This window comes from Methylophilus sp. UBA6697 (genome assembly GCF_002454655.1).
Taxonomy (GTDB): domain Bacteria; phylum Pseudomonadota; class Gammaproteobacteria; order Burkholderiales; family Methylophilaceae; genus Methylophilus.
Genome location: NZ_DKJH01000002.1, coordinates 16,900 through 30,635 on the forward strand (window position 1 = coordinate 16,900; position 13,736 = coordinate 30,635).

13 protein-coding genes are annotated in these 13,736 nt (G+C 53.0%); 11 read left to right on the forward strand and 2 right to left on the reverse strand.

The annotated features are described in order from the left end of the window. Positions 1 to 2: 2 nt before the first annotated feature. Positions 3 to 683, reverse strand: coding sequence for a ComF family protein (locus B3355_RS00865; protein ID WP_292779299.1), 681 nt, complete (start codon positions 681 to 683; stop codon positions 3 to 5). A 141-nt stretch (positions 684 to 824) separates the two neighbouring features. Here B3355_RS00865 and bioB point away from each other — a divergent pair, with 141 nt between their 5' ends. From bioB to B3355_RS00895, 6 genes are read left to right on the forward strand one after another with little or no spacing between them, the layout of a single operon-like run. Continuing rightward, complete coding sequence (bioB, locus tag B3355_RS00870) at positions 825 to 1,856, forward strand: biotin synthase BioB (protein ID WP_024929417.1); 1,032 nt, start codon at positions 825 to 827, stop codon at positions 1,854 to 1,856. Continuing rightward, positions 1,856 to 3,040 (forward strand): 8-amino-7-oxononanoate synthase, encoded by a 1,185-nt coding sequence (gene bioF, locus B3355_RS00875; protein ID WP_292779304.1) that lies wholly within the window; start codon positions 1,856 to 1,858, stop codon positions 3,038 to 3,040. The genes bioB and bioF overlap by 1 nt, the downstream gene beginning before the upstream one ends. Further along, positions 3,037 to 3,828 (forward strand): pimeloyl-ACP methyl ester esterase BioH, encoded by a 792-nt coding sequence (bioH, locus tag B3355_RS00880; protein WP_292779307.1) that lies wholly within the window; start codon positions 3,037 to 3,039, stop codon positions 3,826 to 3,828. Before bioF ends, bioH begins: the two co-directional genes overlap by 4 nt. Next, on the forward strand, positions 3,829 to 4,704 hold the full coding sequence (bioC, locus tag B3355_RS00885) for a malonyl-ACP O-methyltransferase BioC (protein WP_292779310.1): 876 nt from the start codon (positions 3,829 to 3,831) through the stop codon (positions 4,702 to 4,704). It begins immediately after the preceding gene. Between the two features lie 2 nt (positions 4,705 to 4,706). Beyond that, positions 4,707 to 5,351 carry a dethiobiotin synthase gene (gene bioD / locus B3355_RS00890; protein WP_292779313.1) on the forward strand — a complete coding sequence of 215 codons (645 nt, stop codon included), beginning with the start codon at positions 4,707 to 4,709 and terminating at the stop codon, positions 5,349 to 5,351. Then, complete coding sequence (locus tag B3355_RS00895; protein ID WP_292779317.1) at positions 5,352 to 6,404, forward strand: rhomboid family intramembrane serine protease; 1,053 nt, start codon at positions 5,352 to 5,354, stop codon at positions 6,402 to 6,404. Here the strand turns inward: B3355_RS00895 and B3355_RS00900 are convergent. Then, positions 6,394 to 7,533 carry a glycosyltransferase family 4 protein gene (locus tag B3355_RS00900; RefSeq protein WP_292779320.1) on the reverse strand — a complete coding sequence of 380 codons (1,140 nt, stop codon included), beginning with the start codon at positions 7,531 to 7,533 and terminating at the stop codon, positions 6,394 to 6,396. The two genes, B3355_RS00895 and B3355_RS00900, sit on opposite strands and share 11 nt — an antisense overlap. A 3-nt stretch (positions 7,534 to 7,536) precedes the next feature. Between B3355_RS00900 and waaC the strand changes: the two genes are divergently transcribed. From waaC to B3355_RS00925, 5 genes are all read left to right on the forward strand, one after another. After that, the gene (waaC, locus tag B3355_RS00905) at positions 7,537 to 8,532 is read left to right on the forward strand and encodes a lipopolysaccharide heptosyltransferase I (RefSeq protein ID WP_292779322.1); all 996 of its coding nucleotides are present in this window, start codon (positions 7,537 to 7,539) and stop codon (positions 8,530 to 8,532) included. Between the two features lie 151 nt (positions 8,533 to 8,683). Then, complete coding sequence (gene grpE / locus B3355_RS00910) at positions 8,684 to 9,217, forward strand: nucleotide exchange factor GrpE (RefSeq protein WP_292779325.1); 534 nt, start codon at positions 8,684 to 8,686, stop codon at positions 9,215 to 9,217. 103 nt (positions 9,218 to 9,320) lie between these two features. Beyond that, positions 9,321 to 11,243, forward strand: coding sequence for a molecular chaperone DnaK (gene dnaK / locus B3355_RS00915; RefSeq protein WP_019881334.1), 1,923 nt, complete (start codon positions 9,321 to 9,323; stop codon positions 11,241 to 11,243). A 117-nt stretch (positions 11,244 to 11,360) separates the two neighbouring features. Then, on the forward strand, positions 11,361 to 12,485 hold the full coding sequence (gene dnaJ / locus B3355_RS00920) for a molecular chaperone DnaJ (RefSeq protein WP_024929426.1): 1,125 nt from the start codon (positions 11,361 to 11,363) through the stop codon (positions 12,483 to 12,485). A gap of 457 nt (positions 12,486 to 12,942) precedes the next feature. Then, entirely contained in the window at positions 12,943 to 13,734 is a 792-nt protein-coding gene (locus tag B3355_RS00925) for a ParA family protein (protein WP_292779332.1), read from the forward strand. The last annotated feature ends 2 nt before the right edge of the window (positions 13,735 to 13,736 follow it).

A 13,736-nucleotide genomic window follows, 5' to 3' on the forward strand; every position in this document is an offset into this window, starting at 1 on the left:
CGTCACGCTTCATTTTTCAAGGTGCGGGCCAGCACCAGCGCCGTCACCTGCGTTGCCCCGGCCTGCTTTAATACTTTGGCCACCGCGTGCATGCTGGCACCCGTGGTCATCACATCATCCACAATCATCACATGCTGGCCTTGCCATGAGCGGTGCGTGGCAAATGCGCCGCGCAAATTGCGTGTTCTGGTTTTCATATCCATGCCTGCCTGTGTCGGCGTATCAATCACACGTACACAGCCTTCAAGATCTAAAACGATGCCACAATGATGATGCACCTGTTTGGCTAATTCCAGCGCATGATTAAATCCGCGCTGTTTAACGCGGTTGATGTGCATGGGCATGGCCATCACCACCTGTGGTCGTGCGGTCTCTGCGAAAATCGACACTTGTGTGAGCAGGCTGTTTGCCAGCACATTGCCCAAAGACAATTGTTGATGGTATTTGAATTGATGCAGCAGGCGATTCAACGGATAGGCGTACCGGAATGGCGTCAGCGTATGATCAAAGGCTGGCGCATGCTGCAGGCAGATGCCGCACAGTGCGCCTGATGAGGTGGGGAGTGCGCATTGCGCACAGCGTGGCGAGGTATACCAGGGCAGCAAGTCAAAGCAGTGACTGCAAAGTGCTGACTTGCGAGCGCTATCTGCGGTGGCTGGTGCATCACACAGTACACAGGGCAAGCTTGAACCAAGCCATTGTTGTAGTTGCTGGTAAAGTTGGATGTGATTAAATTTTAATCTATTGTAAAATTTTTTCACGTCATATTTTAAACAACATATAATTCGCCCGGATTATTCATACAATTTCATTGCGTGGTATTTATGGAACAACAAACCTCTGCTGCCGCTTGTGGCAGCGAAATACAAACCTCTATCATTAACCTGGATGGCTTGAAACCTTCGGCTGCGTGCCACCCGACGGTTGAGCGCTGGCGCGTAGAAGACATCATGGCACTGTTTGAACTGCCATTCAATGACTTGCTGCACAGAGCCCAGACGGTACACAGAGAACACTTTGACCCGAATGCGGTGCAAGTGAGTACTTTGCTATCGATTAAAACCGGTGGTTGCTCTGAGGATTGCGGCTATTGCCCGCAAGCCGCGCGCTATCATACCGAGGTGGAAAATGAGCCATTGATGAAGCTGGACGACGTGCTGGCTGCCGCCAAAGCCGCTAAAGACAGTGGTGCCAGCCGCTTCTGCATGGGTGCTGCCTGGCGTGGCCCCAAACAGCGTGACCTGGATCCGGTGTTAAAAATGATTTCTGAAGTGAAGGCGATGGGCCTGCAAACCTGCGCCACGCTGGGCATGCTTAAAGACGGCCAGGCCGAGCAGCTGAAAGAGGCCGGGCTGGATTACTACAACCACAACCTGGATACGGCGCCAGAGTTTTATGGTGATGTGATTACCACCCGCACTTACCAGGACCGCCTGGATACGCTGGATCGCGTGCGCAGCATGAATATCAATGTTTGTAGTGGCGGCATCATCGGCATGGGCGAAAGCCGTGCGCAACGTGCAGGCCTGGTCGCACAATTGGCCAATATGGAGCAACCGCCAGAGAGCGTACCGATTAACTTGCTGACACAGGTAGAAGGCACGCCATTACATGGTACAGATCCATTGGATCCGCTGGAATTTGTACGTACCATCGCGATTGCGCGTATCACCATGCCAACCAGTTTTGTGCGCTTGTCAGCAGGCCGCCAAAGCATGGGCGAAGCGGTACAGGCTTTGTGCTTCCACGCCGGTGCCAACAGTATTTTCTACGGTGAAAAATTACTCACGACAGGTAACCCGGAAGTGGAGTCGGATAACGCTTTATTCAGCAAACTTGGCCTGAAGAAGATCTAATGAGCGATTTGCTGGAGTCTTTACGCGCCGATCTGGATAAGCGGCAAACACTGGGCCTGATGCGTCAGCGCCGTTTGCTGGATTCGCCACAGGCCGAGCATATTACCGCCAATGGCCAGCCATTTCTGTCATTTTGCAGCAATGATTACCTGAGCCTGGCGAACGATACTGCGCTGGTGACTGCGCTGCAAGAAGCTGCGGCAGAGGCGGGTGTGGGCAGCGGGGCTTCCAACCTGATTACCGGCCATCACCGTTACCATGACCAGTTGGAACAGGCGTTGGCGGCGTTTGTCGGTCAACCGGCCGCCTTGCTGTTCTCGACTGGCTATATGGCCAATATTGGCGTCATCAGTGCCTTGATGGGCCGTGACGATGCGGTGTTTTCCGATAAGCTTAATCATGCTTGCCTCAATGACGGCGCGTTTTTATCACGTGCCACACATCACCGCTTTGCGCACAACGATGTGGCTGCGCTGGAGAAACTACTGCAAGCCAGCACGGCGCGCCACAAACTGGTGACCGCCGATGCGGTGTTCAGCATGGATGGCGATATTGCGCCACTGGCTGCTTACCTGGCACTCTGTGAGCGCTACGATGCCTATCTCTATGTAGATGATGCGCATGGTTTTGGTGTGCTGGGCCCACAAGGCCGCGGTTCGCTCAAGCATTTAGGGTTGCAGTCACCACGATTAATCATGATGGGCACGCTGGGCAAGGCCGCTGGCGTCGCTGGTGCGTTTGTCGCCGGTGAAAAAATTGTCATCGATTACCTGATTCAGTACGCTAATAGCTATATTTATACCACCCCGGCACCGCCGCCGCTGTCAGCCGCATTGCTGGCTTCGGTCAAGGAAATTGAGCACGGGGATGCGCGCAGAAAGCAATTGTTTGACATGATTGCCTTGCTCAAAAGTGAGCTGTCACTCTCACGCTGGCACCTGCTGCCGTCGGAGACGGCGATTCAGCCACTGGTGGTGGGTGATACCCACGAGGCGCTGGCACTGAGTCAATATTTACAGGCGCGCGGTATTCTGGTGCCTGCCATTCGTCCGCCAACCGTGCCTGCGCATACCTCCCGTTTACGCATTTCATTGTCGGCTGCGCATAGTGAGGCGAATGTGCGGGCACTGATTGCTGCATTGCATGCCGCAGAGCGTGAGATTCCGGCCGGGACGCAGCCATGAGTTGTTTTATCGAAATCATGGGCCAGGGCAAGCCATTGGTTTTGTTACATGGCTGGGGCATGAATAGTGCGGTCTGGGAGCGCGTGGTCAAGCGCCTGTCTGCCAACTACCGTTTGTTCCTGGTTGACCTGCCCGGCATGGGCCAAAGCCGCCCCGTTTATCCTTACCATTTGCACAGCCTGGCTGAAGCGGTAGCCGAAGAGATTCCCGGCGTGTCTACCATCCTGGGCTGGTCACTGGGCGGCCTGGTGGCCCAGCAGATTGCACTTAACCAGCCGGACCGTGTTGAAAAACTCATTCTGGTAGGGACCAACCCTTGTTTTGTCAGCAAGCCTGATTGGCCAAACGGCATTGCGGCCAAACATTTTGAACAGTTTAATGAGCGCTTCGAGCAGGATTTTAATGCCACCTTGCTGAACTTCCTGACCTTGCAATGCATGCATGCAAAGGATGCGCGTAGCACTGTGCGCCAATTACGCACAGCCTTTGCGGCCAAACCCACGCCGACGCAAGACAACCTGAACCAGGCGCTGGATATTTTGCTGCAAACTGATTTGCGTGAAGAGGTTGGCCGTTTGTTCCAGCCGACCTTACTGATCCATGGTGACCGTGATACTTTGGCGCCTCTCTCAGCGGCCCACTGGCTGGCCATGCATATGCAGCGCGCCCAGTTACGCGTGATTGCCGGCGCCGCGCATGCACCGTTCCTGTCGCATGCGGATGCTTTCTGCGAGTCTGTAGAAGCATTTATGGCTGACGACCTGACATCACCACCAATGAGTAGCTAAATGCAGGACGTTTACCAGATCGACAAGTCGCGCATGCGGCAGTCGTTTCACCGTGCCGCCAAACAGTATGATGCGGCTGCTATTTTGCAGCGCCAGGTGCGTGAAGAAATGCTGAGCCGCCTGGACGTGGTCAAACTCGAGCCTGAAGTCATCCTGGATGCCGGGTGTGGCACCGGCCATGGCTTGCATGCCTTGCTCGGGCAATTTAAAAAAGCACAGGGCATTGCGCTGGATATTGCCGAAGGCATGCTGGCGCGTAGCCGCACATTATTTCCCTGGTATCAATTCTGGCGGGCCAAGCCACGTTTCGTCTGTGCCGATATTGAATCGCTGCCCTTGGCTAACGCCAGTGTGGATATGGTGTGGTCCAACCTTGCCGTGCAATGGTGTAATGATCTGGATGCCGCGTTGCAAGAGTGGCGCCGTGTATTGCGCCCTAACGGCCTGCTGATGTTCGCCACGCTGGGGCCGGATACGCTCAAAGAGTTGCGTGCCGCCTCAGGTGCTGACCATACTCACGTCAGCCGGTTTATTGATATGCATGATATCGGGGATGCGCTCACACGCGCCGGTTTCAGCGCGCCAGTGCTGGATGTGATGCATTACACCTTGACCTACGATACGGTGGAATCCTTGATGCGTGACCTCAAGGCCATCGGTGCCCACAATGCCACCGCCGGGCGTGCCAAAGGCTTGAGCGGAAAAGGATTTTTACAGCAATTGCGGCAAGGCTATGAAGCGTTCCGCCGCGACGGTAAATTGCCTGCCACCTATGAAGTGGTATTTGTCCATGCCTGGACTGGCAGCCAGCCTTACACGGAGCCGGGGACCAGCACGGTACAGTTTATGTCACGTAAAACGGCGCATCCGGATTAAGCATGCGCACCTTGCCACGCCATTTTTTTGTCACCGGCACCGATACCAGTGTAGGTAAAACGACAGTCACCGTGCGTTTGATGCAGCAACTGGTGGCGCAAGGCCTGACTGTGATCGGCATGAAACCGGTGGCTTCCGGTTGCGAGTGGCGAGATGGCCGCTGGCAAAATGACGATGTATTGCAATTAACGGCAGCTTCCAATGTCAGCGCGCCGCCTGAGTTGATTAATCCCTATTGTTTCGAGCCAGCCATTGCCCCACATATCGCCGCCGCCCAGGCGGGGGTTGAGATCGATTTTAACGTCATTCAAGCGGCCTACACACAACTGGCCACTATGGCGGATGTGGTGATTGTTGAAGGCGCGGGCGGTTTGCTGGTGCCACTTAACGCCAGCCAAACCATTGCCGATTTGATTCAGGCATTGAATCTACCAGCATTGCTGGTAGTGGGCATGCGGCTGGGCTGTATTAACCATGCCTTACTCACGGCGCAGGTGCTCAAGCAGCGAAATATCGATTTCTGTGGCTGGGTAGCGAACAGCATAGACCCGCAAATGTCACGACCACAGGAAAACCTGCAAACCCTGATAGAGGGGTTGCAACAACCACCTTTGTTAGAAGTCCCTTTTCAGGAGTCACTTCACTAAATGGATCAGTCATTGCTCACCCGTATTGAGTTACGCGCACCAGTCCCGCCGATGACGCGATTGCTGATTATTCTGAATGTGCTGGTGTTCGTCGTCATGCTGTTTGGCGGCGCTGGCTTCTGGCATTCTCCGAATACCGTACAACTGACCTGGGGGGCCAACTTTGCCCCGGCCACGGCGGATGGACAGTGGTGGCGGTTGGCCAGTGCCATGTTTTTGCACTTTGGCGCCTTGCATCTGGGCATGAATATGCTGGCCTTGTGGGATGGCGGCAAACTGGTCGAGCGTATGTTTGGTGCCCTGCGTTTCCTGCTGATTTACCTTATCAGTGGCGTCGGTGGCAACCTGCTGTCGCTGGTCATCCAAGGCAATGATGCTGTATCGGGTGGCGCTTCCGGGGCTATTTTCGGGATTTATGGCGCGCTGCTGGCGTATGTCTGGTTTGGCAGAAAGCAAATGCAGGCACAGGAATTCCGTTGGTTGTTCTGGGGTGCGTTGCTGTTTTCTGCCCTGACCATTGCCATGGGCTACATCATTCCAGGCATTGATAATTCGGCGCATATTGGTGGCTTTGTCACTGGCATGGTGATGGCAACGCTTTTGTTACCGGTCGCCATTGTGCCCAGTAAACAATTAACACTGACGCAATGGTTGGCGGCCGTATCATGGGTGGTAGCGCTGTTTGTCTTGGTGACCCATTTGCCTACGCCCAAATATCGCTGGCAACAAGAAGTCGCGATACAAAAGCAGGTGCAAAAGCTCAATCAGGTGGACCAGAAAGCGCAGCAGAAATGGCGGCAGATCATACTGGAAGGCCGTGAGGGTAGTGTCAGCTTTGATGACATGGCGGCGCAGATTGACGCACAGGTCGCCACGCCTTATGAAGAAAGCTTTGAAAAGCTATCAGCGTTACCGGAAGATCCTAATTTGCCGTCTGCGGCGTTGTTAGAGCAGGCTAAAGCCTATGCCTTGCAACGCAGTGAAGCCAGCAAAGCGGCCGCAGACAAGTTACGCAATGTGCCGTTTATGCCGGGTAAACCGGCTACGCCATAATGTGTTTGCCGACTGTGGATGGCGACGCAATGATATTGGCTTCCGGATGGGCGATTTGAGCCGCCGCCATGTGTTGCACAAATGCTTTGGCGTTGTCTGACCAGTGCTCTGTGACTAACTGGCGCAGCATATCCAGTAATGTGTGATTCAATTCCGTCTGGCTAAAAGGCTCCGCCAGTACTTTACCTGCTTGGGCTTCTGCCACATACCCCGCATAACCGCATACCCCGCTGACCAGTAATGGCAGGCCCGCGGTCATGGCTTCAATCAGTACAATCCCGGCCAATTCAGAGCGCGCAGCATGGATCAGCAAGTCACAACCCAGCATCAGAGCTGGAATATCCGGCCTGCCGCCTGCTTCTATGCAGCGTTCGGCCACACCGCGTTGCGCAGCGTAAGCGTGCATATTGCTGCTGGACTCAAATTCACCGACGGCTAATAACCAGCAGCGTTGTTTCAGCGCATCTGGCAGGCTACTCAAGGCATCAATCGCGCGGTCTACCCCTTTGCGTATAAATGCCGACCCTACTGTCAGCAACACAATCGCATCGTCAGGCAGGTTAAACGTGTTGCGCACATACGTGCGGTGATCCTGGGCCGCCAGGCTGTTGAAACGCTGCAGTGGAATATTGGGTGGGATCAGGTGAAAACGCGCATTGTCTGTGCCATACCAGCGCTGAAACATAGCCTGGTCATGCTGGTTGAGTAACAAAATATGGGTAGAAGCCTGTTTGCCAAACACGGCATTTTCCATGGCTGAAAAAAACCGATAGCGGCCAGACAGTTTTTTGTACCAGGGCTCGTGGTACATGCGTTCGGCATAGCAGGGGTCGGCGGCAAAATACACATCCAGCCCCGGCATGCGGTTAAAACCGACCACGCGGTCAAAATGCCCTTGCGCCACGGCTTGCTGCATTTGCCGGATCAATGACTGATGGCGGTGATGATTCAGCCAGCCACGGGCTTTTAACAAGTGGACATCAATGCCTGGCGGCAAGTCACCACGCCATTCGCCGGTGAAGATGGTGACCTCATGGCCGAGGGCGACGCAGTCTCTGGCAATGCGCAGCATATCGCGCTGCACACCGCCGTAAGGAAAGTATTTGAATATAAGAAACGCAAACTTCATGCGATGGCATTGTATGCGAAAATAGCGGCCATGAAACGCATCCTGATTGTCAAAACCACCTCTATGGGCGACGTGATTCACGCCCTGCCTGTTGTTGAGGATATCCTGCAACACTTTCCTGATGCGCATATTGACTGGCTGGTAGAGGCCAGCTTTGCCGATATTCCGCGCCTGCATCCACGTGTAGCGCAAGTGTTTACCGTCGCCGTGCGTCGCTGGCGCAAACAGTGGTGGCGTCGCCAGACCTGGCGTGAAATTGCAGCCGTGAAACAGGCCGTCGCTGCTCAGCCTTATGATCTGGTGCTGGATTTACAGGGGTTGGTGAAAAGCGCCGTGATGGCGACTTGGGCCCGTGGGCCGCGCCATGGTTACGACAAACACTCCATTCGTGAGCCCTTGGCCAGCCGGTTTTACCAGCATCGGTATGCCATTAGTTATCGACAGCATGCTGTCGTGCGTATGCGCACGCTGGCAGCGCTGGCGCTCGGTTATGCCGTGCCGCACAATAAGCCTGCTTATGGGTTGGCAGGCCTGGGTCAGCACGCGCCAGCCGAGGCTTTTCTGGCGCTGCATGCGACTAGCCGTGATAGCAAGTTATGGCCTGAAGAGCACTGGGTGGCTTTGGGGCAGCACTATGCCAGGCAAGGTTTGCATATGTGGTTGCCTTGGGCCAGTGATAGCGAAAAAGCGCGTGCAGAAAGAATTGCGGCGCTAGTCTCGCAAGCCCAAGTACCGCAAGCGCTGGTGCTGCCTAAGCTCAGCCTGCAACAACTCGCCAGCCAGATGCCGCAAGTGCGCTTCGCTGTGGGGGTGGATACCGGTTTATCACACCTGGCTGCGGCGCTGGATATCCCCATCGTTGCTATTTATACCGATACCGAGCCTGCGTTTACCGGCGTGGCGGGCGGGCGCGTGGCAGCTGCCGTCAATTTGGGAGGCAAAGGGCAACTGCCTGCTGTGGCAGAGGTGATTGCTGAAGTCTCGGCCATGGTGCGCTAGATTCCCGGTCACATTTGAAAAATCATACACAAATTCACGCTTTACCCTTGAAATCAGTAGGGGCATCCCCAACCTTGGAAAGATATTGAGAGAAAAATGTTTCGATAGAAACCTCTCATGGTGAATAGTGTTGAATAAGAAGGGGAGCCCCATGCAAGAACCAAATACACCTTCCGAGGTGCCAGTAAACGAATCCGCCGTGCATGAAGAGGTGCAAGCCAGCGTGGCCGATGCACACGAAGCACGCATTGTGGCCCTGGAAGCCGCGTTGGAGGAAGCCAAAGCGCAAGTGTTGTATGTCAAAGCCGAAGGTGAAAATATCCGTCGCCGTGCTGCGGATGATATTGATAAGGCCCGCAAGTTTGCGCTGGAAAAATTCAGTGGTGAACTGCTGGCAGTGAAAGATAGCCTGGATGCAGCTTTGGCGGTTGAAAGCGAAGACGTGGCCAGTTATAAAAACGGCGTCGAGCTGACAGCCAAGCAACTGCTCAGCGTGTTCGAGAAATTCAATATTGCTGAAATTAACCCGCTGGGCGAAAAGTTTGACCCGAACAAGCATCAGGCCATCAGCATGGTGCCTGCCGAAGGTGAGCCGAATACCGTGTTGAGCGTACTGCAAAAAGGCTACAGCCTGAATGAGCGTGTATTGCGTCCAGCCTTGGTCACGGTGATTCAGGCCAAGTAAAACTAAAAACCATTTAAAGAACAGGGGCTTGAAATCTTTCACAGCATCCCAATGTTCACTGCATCAGCAGATTAAAGATTAACGAATTTAAGGAACATATAATATGGCAAAAATTATCGGTATCGACTTGGGGACAACCAACTCCTGCGTCGCCGTGATGGAAGGTGGCAAGCCACGCGTGATTGAGAATGCGGAAGGTGCACGTACCACGCCTTCTATCATCGCTTATCAGGAAGATGGCGAGATTCTGGTCGGCGCCCCGGCAAAACGCCAGGCAGTGACCAACCCTAAAAATACCCTGTTTGCGGTCAAGCGTTTGATCGGCCGTCGTTTTGACGAAAAAGAAGTGCAAAAAGACATCGACCTGATGCCTTACACCATTGCTAAAGCAGACAACGGTGACGCGTGGGTAGAAGTGCGTGGCAACAAACAGGCGCCACCGCAAATCTCCGCTGAAGTCTTGCGCAAAATGAAAAAAACCGCTGAAGATTACCTGGGCGAAGAAGTGACTGAAGCCGTGATTACCGTACCGGCTTACTTTAACGACAGCCAGCGTCAGGCAACCAAGGATGCAGGCCGTATTGCTGGCCTGGATGTGAAACGTATCATCAACGAGCCAACCGCAGCAGCTTTGGCGTTCGGTATGGATAAACAGGAAGGTGACCGCAAGATTGCTGTCTACGACCTGGGTGGCGGTACATTTGATATTTCGATTATCGAAATTACTGAAATCGACGGCGAACACCAGTTTGAAGTGTTGTCCACCAACGGTGACACCTTCTTGGGTGGTGAAGACTTCGATAACCGCATCATCGACTTTTTGGCCGACGAATTCAAAAAAGAGAACGGTCTGGACCTGCGCAACGATTTGCTGGCCAAACAGCGTTTGAAAGAAGCGGCTGAAAAAGCCAAGATCGAATTGTCCGGCGCACAGCAAACTGAAGTGAACCTGCCTTACATCACGGCGGATGCTAGCGGTCCTAAGCACTTGGTGGTGAAAATCACCCGTGCCAAACTGGAGTCCCTGGTTGAAGAGTTGATTGAGCGCACCATTGCACCGTGCAAAACGGCATTGAAAGATGCGGGCGTGTCTCCTTCTGATATTTCTGACGTGATTTTGGTCGGCGGTCAAAGCCGTATGCCAAAAGTGCAAGAAAAAGTGAAAGAGATTTTTGGCAAAGAACCACGTAAAGATGTGAACCCGGACGAAGCCGTAGCGGTAGGTGCTGCGATTCAGGGTGGCGTATTGAAAGGTGACGTTAAAGACGTGTTGCTGCTGGACGTGTCTCCATTGTCACTGGGGATTGAAACGCTGGGCAGCGTGATGACCAAGCTGATCAAGAAAAACACCACAATTCCTACCAAGGCGTCACAAGTGTTCTCGACTGCTGAAGACAACCAGAACGCAGTGACCATTCATGTGCTGCAAGGTGAGCGCGAAATGGCGTCTGGCAACAAGAGCCTGGGTCAGTTTAACCTGAGTGACATTCCACCGTCACCACGCGGCATGCCGCAAATTGAAGTGACGTTTGACATCGATGCCAACGGTATTTTGCACGTGTCTGCCAAAGATAAAGCGACCGGCAAAGAGAACAAGATCACTATCAAGGCCAACTCTGGATTGTCCGAAGAAGAAATTCAGCGCATGGAAGAAGATGCCGCTAAATATGCTGATGAAGACAAAAAACTGCGTGAACTGGTCGATGCCCGTAACCAGGCTGACAGCGTATTGCACAGCGTGAAAAAATCGCTGGCTGAACATGGCGACAAGATTGAAGCCGATGAAAAAGCCAAGATCGAGGACGCGATTAAAGAGCTGGAAGCGGTGGCCAAGGATGGTGATGATAAAGAAGTGATCGAAGCCAAAACCAATGCCTTGATGGAAGCTTCGCAAAAACTGGGTGAAAAAGTCTACGCTGAACAACAGGCGCAGGCTAACACCGAGAGCGCACAGCAAGCAGAAGGCGAAAAAACGGTTGAAGGCGATGTAGTGGATGCCGAGTTTGAAGAAGTGAAGAAAGACTAAGCTTGAAAGAGGCGAGTATTTAGGTGCTCGCCCTTTTTTCAATGATGCCGGCAAACACACTACGCTGATCGCGGGTGTGTTTGTCTTTATGGCGCAAGCGCATTAAACGGAAAAACTATGGCAGCCGCAAAAAAAGATTATTACGAAGTGTTAGGTGTAAACCGTGACGCCAGCGAAGAGGAAATTAAAAAAGCCTTTAAGAAGCTGGCCATGAAGTTTCACCCTGACCGTAACCCGGATAACCCGAAAGCCGAAGAAAGCTTTAAAGAAGCCAAAGAGGCTTATGAGATTCTGAGCGATGACCAAAAGCGTGCCGCCTATGACCAGTATGGCCACGCCGGGGTTGACCCTAGCATGGGCGGTGGTTTTGGCGGCTTTAACTCCGGCAATTTCAGTGACGCATTCGGCGATATTTTTGGTGATATTTTCGGCGGTGCGCGTAATCAGCGTTCTAACGTGTATCGTGGCGCTGACTTGCGTTACAACCTGGAAATTTCACTCGAAGATGCCGCCAAAGGCACCGAAACCAAGATTCGTATCCCGGTGCAAACCAGCTGCGAAACCTGTCATGGCTCGGGTGCGCGTCCAGGCACCTCGCCTGTCACGTGTACCACGTGTAATGGTCATGGCCAGGTGCGCATGCAGCAGGGTTTCTTCTCTGTGCAGCAAACTTGCCCTAAATGTCATGGCACTGGCAAAATGGTGAAAGAGCCTTGCCCAACCTGTCATGGCGGTGGCCGTGTGAAACAAAACAAAACCTTGAACGTTAAAATCCCGGCCGGTGTCGACGAAGGCGATCGTATCCGCCTCAGTGGCGAAGGCGAGGCGGGTGTCAATGGTGGACCAACCGGTGACTTGTACGTTGTCGTGCATCTCAAGGAACATCCGATTTTCCAGCGCGAAGGCGCAAACCTGCATTGCGAAATGCCGATCAGTTTTAGCACCGCAGCGTTGGGTGGTGAAATTGAAGTGCCGACGCTGGATGGCGCAGCCAAGATGAAAATCCCGGTTGAAACACAAACAGGTAGCGTGTTCCGCTTGCGCGGCAAAGGCATCAAACCGTTACGTTCCAGCGAGCATGGTGACCTGATGGTACATGTAGTGGTTGAAACCCCGGTGCGTCTGACAGAAAAACAGAAAGACCTGTTGCGTGAATTTGAAAGCAGCACCCAGGCTGATGCGGGCAAACACAGCCCCAAGAATAAAAGCTGGGTAGATAAAGCGCGCGACTTTTTCAGTTAATCAATTTGTCACAGGGTGGCCGATAGTCTGGCGGGTAAAACCCTGCTAAACTATTGGCCACTTCTTTTTTTACCGTTTTGCGTTAAACGGTGTCTGCAAGTTGTTGTTTTTATTAAAGTTACAATTTAATAACAATTGAATTTTGCCTTTTACAATTCAGTTACAGCTTGGTCAAATTACTGCAATAACTCCTCCCTATACTGGACTCATCTTTAAACGAAACACAAAATGTTTTGTTTGATGGCTGGTTTAGTTGATCTTCAACGACTAGCATTGATTTCCTCCTGATCCAAACCCCCTTTTAACCCGCATTAGCGGGTTTCTTTTTTTCTACCTGCACATTCTCCATGCACAAGCTCGCCGCGAGCGGGGTGGTCTCTGCTGTCAACATCGTTTATGATGACATGCATCGCTTGCAACATTTTGATGTTTAACACCGTGCCGAGCAAACTTGATCATGTTGAAAATTGCTATTTTTAATCAGAAGGCGGGAGTGGGTGCGACCACCACTGCACTTAATCTGGCCGCTGCCAGTTATCGTAAAAAGCGTCAGGTAGCCTTGCTGGATATGGATCCTCAAGCCAGGCTCACCGAGATGTACAAGCACACCGGCCTTGATCTGCAGCAGCACTTGTTCAGGTTTTATCAGGATGCGACACCACTGGATACCTTGTGCCAGCCTTTACGTAATGGCCTGCAATTGATTCCGGCCAACTCTGAATTAATGAAGGTCGACTCACAGTTTGGTCGTGGCCCGGCGACATTAGGCCGGCTGGGCCAAGGCTTGCGCGTTCTCGAAGACGCACAACCGGCGCTGGAAGTCTTTATGGATTGTTGCCCGTGTATTGGCGTGATTTCACTGAGTGCAGTATTTGCCAGTGATCTGGTGCTGGTACCGGTGTCCACCGACTATCTGTCAATCAATTCTGCCGTTAAGATGGATAAGGCACTGAATGCCTTGCAACCAGTATTAAAACGGAAAATACAGCGCCGCTATTTACTCACGCGTGCCGATAAACACAAGGCGATGGCCACTGAGGTAGAGCAGGAAATGCGCCGCCTGTTTGGCAGCGAGGTGCTGATCAGCAAGATACATGAGCATGCCGCATTGGCCGAGAGTGCGCGCATGGGACAACACGTGTTTGAGTATGATGCCGACAGTGCTGCCGCGCAAGATTACATGGCGTTGTATTACGAGTTGCAGGATGTGATCAAGCAATTGCCACGCCCTGAACTGCTGGCCGCTTAAGC